Raw genomic sequence first — 15,347 nt, 5'->3', positions numbered from 1 at the left:
GCCCCAGACCCCGAGGGGGTGGGTTGTCGGGTGCGGGTGGGTGGGGGCTGGTCGCGCAGTTCCCCGCGCCCCTGGAGGGCGGGCTGCGCCCTGCCCTCCAGCCCGCCCGCGTACCCCGGCCACCCGCGAACCCCACAGCCCGCCCGCACCTCCCTCAGCCCAGCCCAGGCCCACTCAGCCTGTCCGGCGTTTGAGGACGAGGCCGTTCAGGCCGAAAGCGGGGGTCTGGGGGCGGCAGCCCCCAGGGATGGGACGGGTAGGGGCGGCGGGGGCGTTGAAAAGCCGTTTTCGTGGATGTGGGGGGAGCTGGGAGAATGGGGTGGTCAGCCGAGCGAACCGTACCGCCGGCCCATGACAATCCTTGAGAAAGAAGGACGTGCCGATCGTGGCTCAGAGCACCGAGACCACCGACTGGGTCTCCCGTTACGCGGATGAGGTCATCGAGGAGTCGGAGCGTCGGGCCCCGGGCAAACCCGTCGTCGTCGCGTCCGGACTGTCGCCTTCCGGGCCCATCCACCTCGGCAACCTGCGCGAGGTCATGACGCCGCACCTCGTGGCGGACGAGATCCGGCGCCGCGGGCACCAGGTCAGGCATCTCATCTCCTGGGACGACTACGACCGGTACCGGAAGGTGCCCAACGGCGTCGCCGGGGTCGACGAGTCCTGGGCCGAGCACATCGGCAGGCCCCTCACCGCCGTGCCCGCCCCGAAGGGCTCCGCCCACCCGAGCTGGGCCGAGCACTTCAAGGCCGCCATGATCGACGCCCTCGCCGAACTGGGCGTCGAGTTCGACGGCATCAGCCAGACCGAGCAGTACACCGGCGGCGTGTACCGCGAGCAGGTCCTGCACGCCATGAAGCACCGCGGTGACATCGACGCGATCCTCGACCAGTACCGCACCAAGAAGGCCCCGCCCAAGAAGCAGCAGGGGCAGAAGCCCGTCGACGAGGCCGAGCTGGAGGCCGCCGAGGGGTCGGGCGCGGCCGCCGACGACGACGGCAAGGGCTCCGCGGGGTACTTCCCGTACAAGCCCTACTGCGGTGGCTGCGGCAAGGACCTCACCACCGTCACCGCGTACGACGACGACACCACCGAGCTGACCTACACCTGCGGCGCCTGCGGCTTCTCGGAGACCGTCCGGCTCAGCGAGTTCAACCGCGGCAAGCTGGTCTGGAAGGTCGACTGGCCCATGCGGTGGGCCTACGAGGGCGTCGTCTTCGAGCCGAGCGGAGTCGACCACTCGTCCCCGGGATCCAGCTTCCAGGTCGGCGGCCAGATCGTCGGGAGCATCTTCGGCGGCAAGCAGCCCATCGGACCCATGTACGCCTTCGTGGGGATCAGCGGCATGGCGAAGATGTCGTCGTCGAGGGGTGGAGTTCCCACGCCCGGTGACGCGCTGAAGATCATGGAACCGCAGCTCCTGCGCTGGCTCTACGCCCGCCGCAGGCCCAACCAGTCCTTCAAGATCGCCTTCGACCAGGAGATCCAGCGCCTCTACGACGAGTGGGACAAGCTGGCCGCGAAGGTCGCCGACGGGAGCGCCCTCCCGGGGGACGTCGCCGCCTACGCGCGCGCCGTCGGCACCGCCGCGGGCGAGCTGCCCGGGACGCCCCGCCCGATGGCGTACCGCACGCTCGCGTCCGTCGCCGACATCACCGCGGGCGCCGAGGACCAGACCCTGCGCATCCTCAGCGAACTCGACCCCGCCAACCCGCTCCCCTCCCTCGACGAGGTCCGCCCGCGGCTCGACAAGGCCGAGGCCTGGATCAACACCCAGGTCCCGGCCGACCAGCGGACCGTCGTCCGGGAAGAGCCGGATGCCGAGCTGCTCAAGTCCCTCGACGACCAAGGGCGCGAATCACTCCGGCTGCTGCTCGAAGGCCTCGACTCGCACTGGTCCCTGGACGGACTCACCCACCTCGTCTACGGCGTTCCCAAGGTCCAGGCCGGCTTCCCCGCCGACGCCACCCCCAAGGAACTGCCCGCGGAGATCAAGGTCGCCCAGCGCACGTTCTTCGCGCTGCTCTACCACCTGCTCGTCGGGCGCGACACCGGCCCCCGGCTGCCCACCCTGCTCCTCGCCGTCGGGCAGGACCGGGTGAGGAAGCTCCTCGCCGCGTAACCCTCGTAACCCTCGGTAAGGGCCCTTACCTGCGGTAGGGGCCCTTACGCGATGTGATCCTCCTGCAGTTCCATCGTGTGGCGGTTGGTGAACCTGGTCACCAGCCGCTTCGTCTCCGGCTCGGGGAGGACGATGCGGAACTCGGCCTCGACGTTGTCACCGAACTCGCGCGGCGTCGGATAGCTGCCGTTTATCGACTGCTTGAAGACCTGGTAGTACGACTCCTCGTCCGGCTCCTGATCCGGAGCGCTGCCGCCCTCTCCGAGCGGACGCGTGCGGTTGGGGCCCGACGGGATGGGGAAGGTGCCCGTCTCCTCCGAGGACGATTCCGGCTCCTCGTACGCGGGCGACGGTGCCTGCGCCGCGTAGACCTGCTCCTGCTCCGGCCCCTGCCCCTCTTCGTATGTCTGCTGCCGCTGCCCGCCCTCGAACACCTGCCGCTGCTCGGCCTCGTACTGGGCCTGCTGAGCCTCGTACTGGGCCCACATCTGGTCCGGGACGAACGACGGGTCGTAACCGCCCTCGTAGACGGTCTCCTGCGGCTGCTGCGGAGGCGCGAACCACGGGCTCGAATCGGGTTCCTGTTCTTGCTCCTGCTCCTGCGCGTACTCCAGTTGCTCGGAAGCGGCCGGTTCGCGGTCCCGGTCGGGCCGGTCGTCCTGGTCGCTCTGCTCGACGGGAGACGGTGCCGGGCCGACCTGCGCCTGGACCGGGGCGGTCACGGACGCGTCGACCCGCTCCAGCTCCGTGTGCGAGCGGGGCGCCGGAGGCAGCAGCGCCGGCTCGATGCCCGCTGCCGCCAGACCCGCCGGAGCCGTCTCCGCCAGCGGAACACCGTAACGGGCCAGCCGCAGCGGCATCAGGGACTCCACCGGCGCCTTGCGGCGCCACGCACGGCCAAAACGGGACCGCAGACGTGCCTGGTAGACGAGCCGCTCCTGCTCCAGCTTGATGACCTGCTCGTAGGAGCGCAGCTCCCACAGCTTCATCCGGCGCCAGAGGAGGAACGTCGGCAGTGGGGAGAGCAGCCAGCGGGTGAGGCGCACCCCCTCCATGTGCTTGTCGGCCGTGATGTCCGCGATCCGGCCGATCGCGTGCCGGGCCGCCTCGACCGAGACCACGAACAGGATCGGGATCACCGCGTGCATGCCCACACCCAGCGGGTCCGGCCAGGCCGCCGCGCCGTTGAACGCGATCGTCGCCGCCGTCAGCAGCCACGCCGTCTGGCGCAGCAGGGGGAACGGGATCCTGATCCAGGTCAGCAGCAGATCGAGCGCGAGCAGGACGCAGATGCCCATGTCGATGCCGATCGGGAAGACGTAGCTGAACCTCCCGAAGCCCTTCTGCAGGGCGAGTTCGCGCACCGCCGCGTACGAACCGGCGAAGCCGATACCGGCGATGACCACCGCTCCGAAGACGACCACCCCGATGAGCATCCGGTGCGTCTTTGTGAGCTGCATTGGCGCGGTCACCCGTACTCCCCTCCCACGAAAGCCTGTTGCGCGCAACAGGGTGGCACATGTGTACGGGCTACGGGCGGGCGGTACGGCAGGAGCCCGGCCGCCGTCGGGGCCGGGCTCCTGCAAACGTCCTGGTCGCGCTGCGAGCGGAGCGACAGCCGGACTGGACGCCTCAGTTCTTCGCCGCGGACTTGCTGGGGCCGGCGGAAGGCTCGTCGGACGAGTCCGAGTCCTTGCCCGCGCTCTTGCTCGGGCTCTTACTGGGGCTCTTGCCGGCACTCTGGCTCGGGCTCTTGCTCGGGGCCGCGCCGGAGCCGGAACCGGCCGCGTCACCACCGCCGTTCGCGGTCACCACCGCCTGGACGGCCTCCTTGGCGGCCTTCTCCGCGGACTTCGACAGATCGTCCACCGTCGGGGCCTTGTCGCCCGCCAGGCCCGCGCCGTTGTAGTCGATCGTCACGACGACGTTCTCGACCCGCGTCACGACCGTCTGCTGCTTGAAGGTGCCTTCCTTCTTCTTCAGGTCGTACGTCACGAGCGTCGCCTCCTCGCCCGTACCGAGCACCGGCCGCGACTTGACGCCCTTCGCACCGGACACCGCCTTCGCGTCCTCGAGCTGCGTGGCGTAGTACTCCGCCGCCAGCTTGTCTCCCGCGCCCCGCGTCTCGTTCGACTCGAAACGCAGCAGGGACACGTTCAGCCAACGGAACTGCGAGCCCTTCACGCCGTTGTTGTCCAGGCTGTTCCAGGAACAGCTGCCACGCGTCGACGTATCGTCCGACTTGCCCACCTTGTTGGACTTGGTGCCCTCCGGCACCAACTCCTTCAGAGTCTTCGAAGAGAACACCCCACAAGGCTCCGGAAGCTTCGCGTACGCCTCCTTCTTCACCACCGCACCCGCCTTCGTGGCGGAGGGCGACGCCTCGGCGGAGGAGTCCTTCTTCGCGTCGCCGCCGGAGCCGGAGTCGGAGCCGGAGTCCGAAGAACAACCGGAGGCTATAAGCATCACCGGGACGGCGGCCGCGCAGACCAGGATGCGGGTGAGTCGCTGTCGCTGTACGGGTCGGTGCATGGTTCCTTCACTCAAGACGCTCGTGTGGTCATGCGACCGGCCGCGTCCTCGGCCGGCCGCACTCGGTCGGGTCCGAGGGGCCACGGTACGCCGTACGGGACAGGTGTGGTTCCGGTTCCGAAGACCCCGAAACCCTCACCGAACCCCCTACTCGGTGAACGTCTCGGCGAGCTGACCCGCCAGTTTCCGCGCCCTGTCCTGCATTTCCTCGCTGCTCGGCACGTCCGTGGTACTCGTCGGCTGCTCGTCGTACTGGATCGTCACGATCACGTTGGACGTGCGGAACACCACAGTCACCGTGCGCTGCTGCGAGCCGCTCAACGCGTCATCGAGGAACGCCTCGTCACCCAGATCGTCGAGGAGACGGGGCTGGAGAGCGGCGGGAGTGGACGTCGCACTCGAACCGGCTCCGGCGCTGGCGCCGGTACTGGTACTGGCACTGGAGCTGTCGGAGGGAGTGGCGGAGGCGCCGTCCGACGCGCCGGACTCCTCGGAGGAGGGGTTCGCGGCGGACTCGCCGTCCGGGCTCGCCTCGCCCGAGCCTTCGTCCGACGGAGACACGGACGGCTCCGGCAGGTCCGCCGCCGCCTCCTTCTCCACATAGAGCTCCGTCGCACGGTCGTCGTCACTGACCGCGTTGTCGTACGAGACCACCCGCTCGAAATCCACCAGCAGATGGTCCGTCGCGGTCCGCGACTCCACCTTCCAACGGCAGCCGACCTTCCGGTCCGTGTCGTAAGTCGGCGTCGCCGTCCCCTCGTACGCCTTCTCGCGCTGCTCCTCGTCCGTGACCTGCCTGATGCCCGGCAGAAGCGAGTCCAACGTGCCCTGCGACACCGCACCGCACGGCTCCGGAAGCGTGCGATACCTGCCGGGCTGCGCCTCGGTGGTCGCCGTGGCGGTGTCGCCCGGCTTCGGGTCGGTGTTGTCGTCGCCCCCCGAATCACCGGTGCAGCCGGCCAGCAGCACCGCGAGGAGCGCGGTGACGCCGGATACGTATGCCTTCCGCTGCACGGTGAGGCTCCTCTCGACGATTCCCGACGGGTCGGGAGGGTCCGGGACGGGGACGGTCGGTTCGCTCGGCCGGGGCGCGCCGCGCTGGGTCGTGCTGGGCTCCGATTTTGCTTCGCGACCGGGCTGTCCTGTGGTTATTCGGTTGCCGCACGGGGGCGGCCCCTGGAGACAATGTGTATCGCACGCACTGCCGTGGACGCCGGTCCGTTGTCCCATACGTTGACCTTGGCGCCGGTTTTGCGGTTTATGACTTCTGTTGGTGTTCGGGGGAATGAGGACGATATGTCGTACGTAGAGGTACCGGGAGCGAAGGTCCCGATCCGCATGTGGGCGGACCCGGGGACGGTGGAGGACGGTGCGATGCAGCAGCTGCGCAACGTCTCCACGCTGCCCTGGATCAAGGGCCTGGCCGTGATGCCGGACGTCCACTACGGGAAGGGTGCGACGGTCGGGTCCGTCATCGCCATGCAGGGTGCGGTGTGTCCTGCGGCGGTGGGGGTGGACATCGGGTGCGGGATGTCGGCGGTCAGGACGTCGCTGACCGCCAATGACCTGCCGGGGGATCTCTCTCGGCTGCGGTCGAAGGTTGAGCAGGCTATTCCGGTGGGGCGGGGGATGCATGACAGTCCCGTTGAGCCGGGGCGGTTTCATGGGCTTGCTACTGCGGGGTGGGATGATTTTTGGGGGCGGTTCGACCGGGTTGCGGAAGCGGTGCGGTTCCGTAAAGGGCGGGCGACTACGCAAATGGGAACCCTTGGCCAAGGGAATCACTTTTGGGAGTTTTGCCTCGATTCGGACAATTCGGTCTGGATCATGCTGCATTCCGGTTCTCGGAACATCGGTAAGGAACTTGCGGAGCACCACATCGGTATTGCCCAGAAGCTCCCGCACAACCAAGGGCTGATCGACCGCGACCTGGCTGTCTTCGTCTCGGACACACCACAGATGGCGGCGTACCGGCACGACCTCTTCTGGGCGCAGGAATACGCGAAGCACAACCGCGCGATCATGATGGCGATTTCCAAGGAAGTGATTCGCCGCGAGTTCAAGAAGGCGAAGGTGACCTTCGAGCCGGAGATCTCGTGCCACCACAATTATGTGAGCGAAGAACGGTACGAGGGCATGGACCTCCTCGTCACCCGCAAAGGTGCGATCCGCGCAGGCTCGGGGGAGTACGGGATCATTCCGGGTTCCATGGGGGCCGGCTCGTACATCGTGAAGGGCCTCGGTAACGAAAAGGCCTTCAATTCGGCCTCGCACGGAGCAGGTCGGCGCATGAGCCGCAACGCTGCCAAGCGCCGCTTCACTACGAAGGATCTGGAGGAACAGACGCAGGGTGTGGAGTGCCGCAAGGACTCCGGCGTCGTGGACGAGATTCCGGGTGCGTACAAGCCGATCGAGCAGGTCATCGATCAGCAGCGGGACCTTGTGGAGGTCGTGGCGAAGCTGAAGCAGGTTGTCTGTGTGAAGGGTTGAGCTGTAAGTGGGGGCTCGGGCTGTTGCCGGCTCGGGCCCCTCTTCGTGCGTTCGCTTCGGGGCGTAATTCGCGGGCGGAGGCAGGGAGTTGGGGGTCAGACTGCCTGGATGAGTGGACGCCCTGAACGGCCGTTGCTGTCGAGTGAGTTGCTGGGGTTTTCTGATGATGCCCGCGTTCTCATTGTCAATTGCGATGACTTTGGGATGCATCGCGGGGTCAATGCCGCCGTTGTCGAGGCGATCGAGGGTGGGATCGCTGGTTCGTGCAGCTTGATGGTGCCGTGTCCTGGGGCCGGGGAGGCCATGCGGTTGCTGCGGGAGCGGCCGGAGGTGTCGTTCGGGGTGCATCTCACGTTGGTGTGTGAGGTGGGGTTGCGGGGCGGGTGGGGGCCCGTCGCTCCGAAGGCGAAGGTGGGCTCGTTGCTCGATGAGGACGGGGAGCTCTATGCGCCCGCTCGGAGTTCCGAGGCGATCGAGCGGGCCAGGATCGAGGACGTCGAGGCCGAGTTCCGGGCTCAGATCGAGGCTGTCGTCGCGGCCGGGCTGGAGCCGGCCCATGTGGACTGGCATTGCCTGCTTGATGGTGGGCGGGCCGACATTTTCGAGCTGACCGTCGCGTTGGCCGCGGAGTACGGGCTCGCGGTGCGGGTCTGGGGGGAGGCCGGGCGGCGGAGAGTGAGTGGGCTGCCCGTTGTCGACCACGATTTCCTCGACAGCTTTTCGCTCGGGCTCGATGGTAAAGCGGCTCGGTATGCGCGGCTGTTGCGGGAGCTGCCGGTCGGGTTGAGCGAGTGGGCCGTGCATCCGGGGATGGGGGATGAGGAGTCGCGGGTGGTTGAGCCCGAGGGGTGGCGGGTTCGGAGGAGTGATTACGAGTTTCTGGTGTCCGCCGAGGCTCGTGAACTCCTGCGGGAGGAGGGGATCTTCGTGGTCGACTACCGCGGGATTCAGGAGCGGTGGCGAGCGGGGGCGGGTGCGGCGGCGGATCGGTGGGCGTGAAGTAGCCGCCGGGCCTACTTCCAGGGCTACTTCGCGTGCATGACCGCGTAGATCATGACGAACGCCACGATGTGGATGCCGAAGAGGAAGTACGCCAAGTACCACCAGACGTAGCGTTCGTCCTTCTTCTCCTGGAGCAGGCGGCGTTGTTCCTGTGCCTGGACGGGGTGTTCGCCGGCGGGCTGTCTCTCGGCGGGCTCGGCCGGGTCTGCGGGCTCGGTGTCCGGCACTACAGCTCCCTGTGGACCTTCGTGTTGGAGGCCTGGGCCCGAGGGCGGACGACCAGCAGGTCGATGTTGACGTGGGAGGGGCGGGTGACCGCCCAGGTGATCGTGTCGGCGACGTCGTCCGCGGTCAGGGGGTTCGCCACGCCCGCGTAGACCTTCGCCGCCTTCTCCTCGTCGCCGCTGAAGCGGGTCAGGGCGAACTCGTCCGTCTTGACCATGCCGGGGGCGACCTCGATCACGCGGACCGGCGTGCCGACGATCTCCAGGCGGAGGGTCTCGGCGAGGACGTGCTCGGCGTGCTTGGCGGCGACATAGCCGGCCCCGCCCTCGTACGTACCGTGGCCGGCGGTAGAGGAGACGACCACCACCGTGCCGTCGCCGCTCGCGGTGAGCGCGGGGAGCAGGGCCTGGGTGATGTTGAGGGTGCCGATGACGTTCGTCTCGTACATCTGCCGCCACTCCGCGGGGTCGCCGGTCGCGACCGGGTCCGCGCCGAGCGCGCCGCCCGCGTTGTTGACGAGTACGCCGATGGTCTTGAAGGCGGTGGCGAACTCGTCCACCGCCGCGCGGTCGGTGATGTCCAGCGCGTACGCCGTCGCCTGGCCGCCCGTCGTGTTGATCTCCTCCGTCAGCGCCTCGATACGGTCCTTGCGGCGGGCGGTGAGGACGACGCGGTAGCCCTGGGCCGCCAGTTGCCGGGCCGTCGCGGCACCGATTCCGCTGCTCGCACCGGTGACGACGGCGATGCGGGAGGCGGCGGCGGGCGATGCGGGCGCGGCGGCGGTCATGGGCTGCTCCTCGGGGGAGGGGGCGGGCGCGGCCGTGGTACGGGGCCGCCGCTCGCTCGTACGGTCGACTGGTTCACCGCCAGGATAGGCGGGCGGGGCGTACGGGCTGTGGGTGACCTTGTGCACGGGGTCCCGGGTGGTGGGAAAATCTAGGTGGGTGATCCTCCTGTGCAGGAGGTGGATCATGGGACAGGCGCGTGAGGTCATGGACCGGCTCACCGAGGCGCTCACCACGACCCCGGACATCAAGGCCGTCGCCGAGCTCTACGCGGTGGACGCGGTCGCCGTCACGCCCGACGGCGGCGAGATCCACGGGCGCGACCACATCGTCGAGTACTGGCGTCAGATGACGGATGCGATCCCCGAGGCCACGTTCGAGTCGGTGTACGCGTACGAAGTGGGCGCCACCGCCATCGACGAGGGCTTCTTCAGCGGTAAGAACACGGGACCGATCCAGTTGCCCTCCGGCGAGTCCCTGCCCGCGACCCAGAAGGAGGTCAGGGTCCGCGGGTGTGACATCGCCACCATTGACGACGACGGCCGGATCGCCAGTTATCGGCTCTACTTCGATCAGCTGGAGTTCTTGGAGCAGCTGGGGTTGCTGCCGGACACGCCCTCCTGACGGGCCTGACGGGCCTGACGGGCGGGGTCAGCTGCCGTTTCTGGGCGCGTACATGATCACGGCCATGCCCGCGAGGCAGATCAGCGCGCCCGTCACGTCCCAGCGGTCGGGGCGGAAGCCGTCCGCGACCATGCCCCAGGCGAGGGAGCCGGCGACGAAGACTCCGCCGTACGCGGCGAGGATGCGGCCGAAGTTCGCGTCGGGCTGGAGTGTGGCGACGAAGCCGTACGCGCCGAGGGCCATGACGCCCGTGCCGATCCACAGCCATCCGCGGTGTTCGCGTACGCCCTGCCAGACCAGCCACGCGCCGCCGATCTCGAAGAGCGCGGCGATGACGAACAGGGCGACGGAGCGGACGATCAGCATGCGGTCAGCCTCGCACGGCCGCGTGCGGCGGTTTCGTGGCGGTCGCGTCGGTCTCGCCCGGGGGTGTCTCACCTGATGGGCGGCGCCTGCCGGGCCGCCCAGGTGGCATACATCCGGTGACACGGTGAGATGCGGGCCGACGCGGAGGACATGACAGATGCGGATTCTTTGTGCGCTGGGAGCGGCCGTCGTGGTGGGAGCGATCGTGGTGGGTGCGGCCGCTCCGGCGGTGGCGGTGGCGGCGGCTCCTGAGGCCGATCTCGCCTATCACGGGTACGTGGCGATGGCGGGCGGACGGGTGGAGTTGCGGATGACGCCGCAGAACCACGGGCCGTCCGCTGTCGCGGAGGCGACGGTGCGGCTGCGGTGGTCGGTGCCGCTCGCGGACGGGCAGCGGTTGCCGGGTGGGTGTGCGCGGTCGGAGGTGCGGGCGGTGGTGTGCCGGACGGGGGCGCTGCCGGCGGACGGGTGGGGGGAGACGATCGCCATGACGGTACGGCTGAGGGGTGTGCCGTCGGAGGTGGGGCTGGAGATCGACACGGTGTGGGGTGGTGGGGCCGTGGATCGTAATCACCGTAACGATCGGCAGGCGGTGCTGGTGCTGGATACCGGGGACACGTATGTCTTTTGAGGAGGAGTCCTTCTGAGGGACGGGACTTCTGTGGTGTGTTGGGTGCGGGTTCGGTGGGGGCTGGTCGCGCAGTTCCTCGCGCCCCTAGGGGGGTGGGGGCTCGGGTTGGTTTGTGGGTGTGGGGTCGGTGGGGGCTGGGTGCGCAGTTCCCCGCGCCCCTAGGGGGGTGATGTGTGGGGAATAGCTCGGTGGAGGGTGTCGTTTGTGGGTATAGTTGAATTGTAAACGAACTTCGAAGGGTGAGACTGCGATGCAGTTCGGGATCTTCAGCGTCGGTGACGTCACGCCGGACCCGACCACGGGCCGGGCGCCGTCCGAGCACGAGCGGATCAAGGCCATGGTCGCCATCGCGCGGAAGGCCGAGGAGGTCGGGCTCGACGTCTTCGCGACCGGTGAGCACCACAACCCGCCGTTCGTGCCGTCGTCGCCGACCACCATGCTCGGCTATGTCGCCGCGCGGACTGAGCGCCTCATCCTCTCCACCTCCACCACCCTCATCACCACCAACGACCCGGTGAAGATCGCCGAGGACTTCGCGATGCTCCAGCACCTGGCCGACGGGCGGGTCGATCTCATGATGGGGCGCGGCAACACCGGCCCGGTCTACCCCTGGTTCGGGCAGGACATCCGGCAGGGCATCAACCTCGCCGTCGAGAACTACGCGCTGCTGCACCGGCTGTGGCGCGAGGACGTGGTGACGTGGGAGGGCAAGTTCCGTACGCCGTTGCAGTCGTTCACCGCCACGCCCCGGCCGCTGGACGACGTGCCGCCGTTCGTCTGGCACGGGTCGATCCGTTCGCCGGAGATAGCGGAGCAGGCCGCGTACTACGGGGACGGGTTCTTCCACAACAACATCTTCTGGCCGGCCGAGCACACCAAGCGGATGGTCGAGCTGTACCGGTCGCGGTACGCGCACTACGGGCACGGCACGCCGGAGCAGGCGATCGTCGGTCTTGGTGGTCAGGTGTTCATGCGGCGCAACTCCCAGGAAGCGGTACGGGAGTTCAGGCCGTACTTCGACAACGCGCCGGTGTACGGGCACGGGCCGTCCCTGGAGGAGTTCACCGAGCAGACTCCGCTGACGGTCGGCTCGCCGGAGCAGGTGATCGAGAAGACGCTGGCCTTCCGGGACTACGCCGGTGACTACCAGCGGCAGTTGTTCCTCGTGGACCATGCCGGGCTGCCGCTGAAGTCCGTCCTCGAGCAGATCGACCTGCTGGGCGAGGAGGTCGTGCCCGTCCTGCGCGAGGAGTTCGCCAAGGGGCGTCCGGCCGGTGTGCCGGAGGCTCCCACGCATGCGGCGCGGGTGGCTGCCGCCAAGGACATGAAGGACAGCGAGGAGGTGACCGTGTCATGAAGCTGGTCGTCGTTTCCGCGGGGCTGAGTGTTCCGTCGTCCACCCGCCTGCTGGCCGACCGGCTGGCCAAGGCGACCGCCGGGCGGGTCCCGGCGGCGGACGTCCAGGTCGTCGAGCTGCGTGACCTGGCCGTGGACATCGCGCACAACTTCACCACCGGGTTCGCCGGTCCGGCGCTCGGGGCCGCCCAGGACGCGGTGGTCTCCGCGGACGGTCTGATCGTCGTCACGCCGGTCTTCTCCGCCTCCTACAGCGGCCTGTTCAAGTCGTTCTTCGACGTGCTGGACAAGGACGCGCTGGCCGGCAAACCGGTGCTGGTCGCCGCGACCGGGGGGTCGGCGCGGCACTCGCTGGTCCTGGACCACGCGCTGCGTCCGCTGTTCTCGTATCTGCGGGCCGTCGTCGTACCGACCGGGGTGTACGCGGCCTCGGAGGACTGGGGTGCGGAGGGACTGGCCGAGCGGATCGAGCGGGCGGCGGGGGAGTTGGCGGGGCTGGCGGGCGGGGCGGCCGCCGGTGTTGTTCCGCCGGTGCGGGTTGCCTCGGCGGCGGCCTGGCAGCCGGAGCCCGCGGTCGTCGACGAGCCTGCGGCCGCCGGTTCTGTCGACCGGGTGAGTTACGGGGGCTTCGAGGTGGTCCCCTTCGAGCAGCAACTCGCGGCGTTGCGGCCTGAGTAGGGCTCGGGTCGGGTGGGGTGGCTGATGTCGATGGGGGACGTGCGGGTTGGCTGTGGCTGGGCGCGCAGTTCCCCGCGCCCCTGAGGGTGTGCCTGCGGACCGGTTCTTTTAGGGGCGCGGGGAACTGCGCGCCCAGCCACGACCGGCCCGCAGCCGCCCGACAACACTCCCCGCGGGACGGCCCGGCGTACTGGGTGGGGCCCGTCAGGGCCTCGCCGTGCTCGTGCCGCCGATACTCGTCCGGCGCCCGTTCACCGCTCGCCGCAGCCTGCGGACCCGCCGCCGGGCCCAGCCCATCGCGCGGACCCGGTTGCGGGTCAGGTTGCGGCGGCCCCGGGTCGACCTCAGCTCCGCGAAGAGCCGCTCGTAGCGTTCCATGATCGGTTCGGGGTCGTAGCGGCGGGAGTTGCGCAGGGCCGCCTCGCCCATCGCGAGGCGCAGCGGCTCGTCGACGATCAGGTCGAGCATCGCCTCGGCCAGACCGCGGGCGTCGCCCACCGGGACCAGCCGGCCGTCCACGCCCTCCGTGATGATCTCGGCGGGGCCCAGCGGGCAGTCCGTGCTGATGACCGGGGCCCCGCAGCGCATCGCCTCGACCAGCGTCATCCCGAAGGACTCCGCGTCCGAGGCGGAGACGACGAGGGCCGACTTCGCGAACTCCGCCTCGATGGGCGTCCGCGGCCCCATCAGGCGCACGTGGCCCTCCAGGCCCAGGCCGTCGATCAGGTACTGGAGGTGTTCGCGCTCGGGGCCGCCGCCGTAGATCCGCAGGCTCCACTCCGGTTCCTTGGAGGCGACCGCCGAGAAGGCCTCGATCAGCAGGTCGAAGCGTTTGCCGGGGACCAGCCGCCCGGCCGCGGCCACCACTCTCGCGTTCTCATCGCGGTCCAGTCGCTCTGGTGCCGGCACTATGTTCGGCACCGCCGCGACCCGTACGCCCGGCAACAGCATCCGCTGCCGGTACACCTTCGCGTCCGCCTCCGTCGTGGTCACCACCGCGTCGAGTACGCGGTAGTGGTGGGCCAGCGCACTCCGCAGCCGCTTGCTGTGGGAGTCGTGCCGCAGATGTTCCTGGGCGATGCGCAGGGTCCGGCGCGGCGCGAAGCGGGAGACGTAGACGTTGATGCCGGGCCGCGTACCGACCACCACGTCGGCGTCGCAGGCCGACAGGTAGGCGCGGGCGCGCAGATCGGTGAGCCGTGTGTACTGCCCGTACCGTTTGTCGGCGACGGGGAAGTCGACGGCCGGCAGGGCGTGCTCGGGGTCGGTGAGATCGGGGCTGTCGTCCCGTACGTCCACCAGCGGTACCAGCGTGATCCGCGGATCGATGTCGAAGCGCGGTGTGTCCCGGTGCCGCCGCATCGACACGATCTCCACGTCGTGCCGCGCGGCGAGCGCCGTCGCCAGGTTGAGCGTGGTGCGCACGGTGCCACCGATGGCGTACGCGTTGTGCAGCAGGAAAACGATCTTCATGCGGCCGTTGCGACCCCTGCGACCCTTGCGGCTCATGCGCTTCGCGGTCTCCCTACGTTCCGTACGTTCGGTGCGTTCCGTGCGCTTCATGCGGTGCGTGGCCTCCCCGTCGCGGCGCTCGCCCCTTGTATACGGGACACAGTGGCTGGGCGAGGTAAGCCGCCGGTCCCGGTGAGGTGAGAGCCGGGTAAGAGGCCCGGCCGTACCCCCGTTCAACAGGTAGTACGTAGGGAACGTCTTGGCAGACTGGTTCCGTGCCCCACAATCTGCTGCTTGCCGAGGACGACCGAGCCATTCGCCACGCCCTGGAACGGGCTCTCACTCTGGAGGGGTACGAGGTAACGGCCGTCGCTGACGGCGTCGAGGCGCTCGCGCAGGCCCACCGCACCCCGCCCGACGTGCTCGTCCTCGACGTGATGATGCCGGGAATCGACGGCCTCCAGGTCTGTCGCGTCCTGCGCGCCGAGGGCAACCGCACACCCATTCTGATGCTCACCGCACTCGTCGAGACCGCCGACCGGATCGCCGGCCTGGACGCCGGAGCCGACGACTACGTGGTCAAGCCCTTCGACGTCGAGGAGGTCTTCGCCCGGCTGCGGGCACTGCTCCGGCGTACGAGTGCCCCGGACGACGTACGAGACGACGTACGAGGCGATGTGCGAGACGACGTACGAGATGTGCGCGACGTGTCCGGTGTGTCCGGCGTAACAAACACGGACGGGCTGCTCACCGCCGCGGGGCTGCGCATCGACCCGCCGGCGCGCCGCGTCTGGCGCGGCCGGCGCGAGATCGAACTCACCCGCACCGAGTTCGACCTGCTGGAACTCCTGGTCCGCAACGCGGGCATCGTCCTCGACCACACCACCATCTACGACCGGATCTGGGGCTACGACTTCGGTCCCGGCTCCAAGAACCTCGCCGTGTACGTCGGTTATCTGCGGCGCAAGCTCGACGAGCCGGGCCTGCCCGCGCCGATCCACACGGTGCGGGGCGTGGGATATGTGTTGAGGGAGGACTGAGTGCCGCCCCGGGGCGCGAGGACGAAGGCGAGGACCAAGGCGAA

At 69.1% G+C, this 15,347-nt stretch carries 15 protein-coding genes; 8 read left to right on the top strand and 7 right to left on the bottom strand.

Annotated features, from left to right (window positions below; translation table 11 throughout):
• Window positions 1-376 precede the first annotated feature (376 nt).
• Window positions 377-2,122, top strand: coding sequence for a lysine--tRNA ligase (lysS, locus tag AB0I18_RS03630; protein WP_363103702.1), 1,746 nt, complete (start codon window positions 377-379; stop codon window positions 2,120-2,122).
• A 44-nt stretch (window positions 2,123-2,166) separates the two neighbouring features.
• On the opposite strand, the gene AB0I18_RS03625 is transcribed toward lysS, so the two are convergent.
• The 3 genes from AB0I18_RS03625 to AB0I18_RS03615 form a co-directional block, all read right to left on the bottom strand.
• On the bottom strand, window positions 2,167-3,594 hold the full coding sequence (locus AB0I18_RS03625) for a DUF2637 domain-containing protein (protein WP_363103701.1): 1,428 nt from the start codon (window positions 3,592-3,594) through the stop codon (window positions 2,167-2,169).
• A 160-nt stretch (window positions 3,595-3,754) separates the two neighbouring features.
• A complete protein-coding gene (locus AB0I18_RS03620; RefSeq protein ID WP_363103700.1) occupies window positions 3,755-4,654 on the bottom strand; it encodes a DUF3558 family protein in 900 nt (299 codons plus the stop codon).
• A gap of 147 nt (window positions 4,655-4,801) precedes the next feature.
• Window positions 4,802-5,668: a DUF3558 domain-containing protein gene (locus AB0I18_RS03615; RefSeq protein ID WP_363103699.1), complete on the bottom strand. Its 867-nt coding sequence runs from the start codon at window positions 5,666-5,668 to the stop codon at window positions 4,802-4,804.
• Between the two features lie 282 nt (window positions 5,669-5,950).
• Between AB0I18_RS03615 and AB0I18_RS03610 the strand changes: the two genes are divergently transcribed.
• Together AB0I18_RS03610 and AB0I18_RS03605 are read left to right on the top strand one after the other, a co-directional pair.
• Complete coding sequence (locus AB0I18_RS03610; RefSeq protein WP_363103698.1) at window positions 5,951-7,144, top strand: RtcB family protein; 1,194 nt, start codon at window positions 5,951-5,953, stop codon at window positions 7,142-7,144.
• A 108-nt stretch (window positions 7,145-7,252) separates the two neighbouring features.
• Window positions 7,253-8,143, top strand: a complete 891-nt coding sequence (locus AB0I18_RS03605) for a polysaccharide deacetylase family protein (RefSeq protein ID WP_363103697.1) — start codon at window positions 7,253-7,255, stop codon at window positions 8,141-8,143.
• 26 nt (window positions 8,144-8,169) lie between these two features.
• Here AB0I18_RS03605 and AB0I18_RS03600 read toward each other — a convergent pair whose 3' ends face one another.
• Both AB0I18_RS03600 and AB0I18_RS03595 read right to left on the bottom strand, forming a co-directional pair.
• Entirely contained in the window at window positions 8,170-8,373 is a 204-nt protein-coding gene (locus AB0I18_RS03600; RefSeq protein WP_363103696.1) for a hypothetical protein, read from the bottom strand.
• Complete coding sequence (locus tag AB0I18_RS03595) at window positions 8,373-9,158, bottom strand: SDR family NAD(P)-dependent oxidoreductase (RefSeq protein ID WP_363103695.1); 786 nt, start codon at window positions 9,156-9,158, stop codon at window positions 8,373-8,375. The genes AB0I18_RS03600 and AB0I18_RS03595 overlap by 1 nt, the downstream gene beginning before the upstream one ends.
• A 184-nt stretch (window positions 9,159-9,342) precedes the next feature.
• Here AB0I18_RS03595 and AB0I18_RS03590 point away from each other — a divergent pair, with 184 nt between their 5' ends.
• The gene (locus AB0I18_RS03590; RefSeq protein ID WP_363103694.1) at window positions 9,343-9,780 is read left to right on the top strand and encodes a nuclear transport factor 2 family protein; all 438 of its coding nucleotides are present in this window, start codon (window positions 9,343-9,345) and stop codon (window positions 9,778-9,780) included.
• Between the two features lie 27 nt (window positions 9,781-9,807).
• Here AB0I18_RS03590 and AB0I18_RS03585 read toward each other — a convergent pair whose 3' ends face one another.
• Complete coding sequence (locus tag AB0I18_RS03585) at window positions 9,808-10,146, bottom strand: YnfA family protein (protein ID WP_363103693.1); 339 nt, start codon at window positions 10,144-10,146, stop codon at window positions 9,808-9,810.
• Window positions 10,147-10,303: 157 nt separating this feature from the next.
• On the opposite strand from AB0I18_RS03585, the gene AB0I18_RS03580 reads away from it, so the two are divergent.
• The 3 genes from AB0I18_RS03580 to AB0I18_RS03570 all read left to right on the top strand — a co-directional run bounded on the left by AB0I18_RS03580 (window position 10,304) and on the right by AB0I18_RS03570 (window position 12,811).
• Window positions 10,304-10,777, top strand: coding sequence for a hypothetical protein (locus AB0I18_RS03580; RefSeq protein ID WP_363103692.1), 474 nt, complete (start codon window positions 10,304-10,306; stop codon window positions 10,775-10,777).
• A gap of 250 nt (window positions 10,778-11,027) precedes the next feature.
• On the top strand, window positions 11,028-12,134 hold the full coding sequence (locus tag AB0I18_RS03575; protein ID WP_363103691.1) for an LLM class flavin-dependent oxidoreductase: 1,107 nt from the start codon (window positions 11,028-11,030) through the stop codon (window positions 12,132-12,134).
• The gene (locus AB0I18_RS03570) at window positions 12,131-12,811 is read left to right on the top strand and encodes an FMN reductase (protein ID WP_363103690.1); all 681 of its coding nucleotides are present in this window, start codon (window positions 12,131-12,133) and stop codon (window positions 12,809-12,811) included. Before AB0I18_RS03575 ends, AB0I18_RS03570 begins: the two co-directional genes overlap by 4 nt.
• A gap of 204 nt (window positions 12,812-13,015) precedes the next feature.
• Here AB0I18_RS03570 and AB0I18_RS03565 read toward each other — a convergent pair whose 3' ends face one another.
• Entirely contained in the window at window positions 13,016-14,284 is a 1,269-nt protein-coding gene (locus AB0I18_RS03565) for a glycosyltransferase family 4 protein (protein WP_363103713.1), read from the bottom strand.
• Window positions 14,285-14,538: 254 nt separating this feature from the next.
• On the opposite strand from AB0I18_RS03565, the gene AB0I18_RS03560 reads away from it, so the two are divergent.
• Window positions 14,539-15,303: a response regulator transcription factor gene (locus AB0I18_RS03560; protein WP_363103689.1), complete on the top strand. Its 765-nt coding sequence runs from the start codon at window positions 14,539-14,541 to the stop codon at window positions 15,301-15,303.
• Window positions 15,304-15,347 lie beyond the last annotated feature (44 nt).

It is taken from the genome of Streptomyces sp. NPDC050704 (assembly GCF_040654355.1).
GTDB lineage: Bacteria > Actinomycetota > Actinomycetes > Streptomycetales > Streptomycetaceae > Streptomyces.
This window is presented reverse-complemented; position numbering and strand designations above follow the sequence as displayed.

Excerpts from the sequence above, each read along its gene's own strand:
- AB0I18_RS03620 (WP_363103700.1), bottom strand. The coding sequence starts at position 4,654 with ATGCACCGACCCGTACAGCGACAGCGACTCACCCGCATCCTGGTCTGC.
- AB0I18_RS03610 (WP_363103698.1), top strand. The coding sequence starts at position 5,951 with ATGTCGTACGTAGAGGTACCGGGAGCGAAGGTCCCGATCCGCATGTGG.
- AB0I18_RS03605 (WP_363103697.1), top strand. The coding sequence starts at position 7,253 with ATGAGTGGACGCCCTGAACGGCCGTTGCTGTCGAGTGAGTTGCTGGGG.
- AB0I18_RS03595 (WP_363103695.1), bottom strand. The coding sequence starts at position 9,158 with ATGACCGCCGCCGCGCCCGCATCGCCCGCCGCCGCCTCCCGCATCGCC.
- AB0I18_RS03590 (WP_363103694.1), top strand. The coding sequence starts at position 9,343 with ATGGGACAGGCGCGTGAGGTCATGGACCGGCTCACCGAGGCGCTCACC.
- AB0I18_RS03585 (WP_363103693.1), bottom strand. The coding sequence starts at position 10,146 with ATGCTGATCGTCCGCTCCGTCGCCCTGTTCGTCATCGCCGCGCTCTTC.
- AB0I18_RS03580 (WP_363103692.1), top strand. The coding sequence starts at position 10,304 with ATGCGGATTCTTTGTGCGCTGGGAGCGGCCGTCGTGGTGGGAGCGATC.
- AB0I18_RS03575 (WP_363103691.1), top strand. The coding sequence starts at position 11,028 with ATGCAGTTCGGGATCTTCAGCGTCGGTGACGTCACGCCGGACCCGACC.
- AB0I18_RS03570 (WP_363103690.1), top strand. The coding sequence starts at position 12,131 with ATGAAGCTGGTCGTCGTTTCCGCGGGGCTGAGTGTTCCGTCGTCCACC.
- AB0I18_RS03565 (WP_363103713.1), bottom strand. The coding sequence starts at position 14,284 with ATGAAGATCGTTTTCCTGCTGCACAACGCGTACGCCATCGGTGGCACC.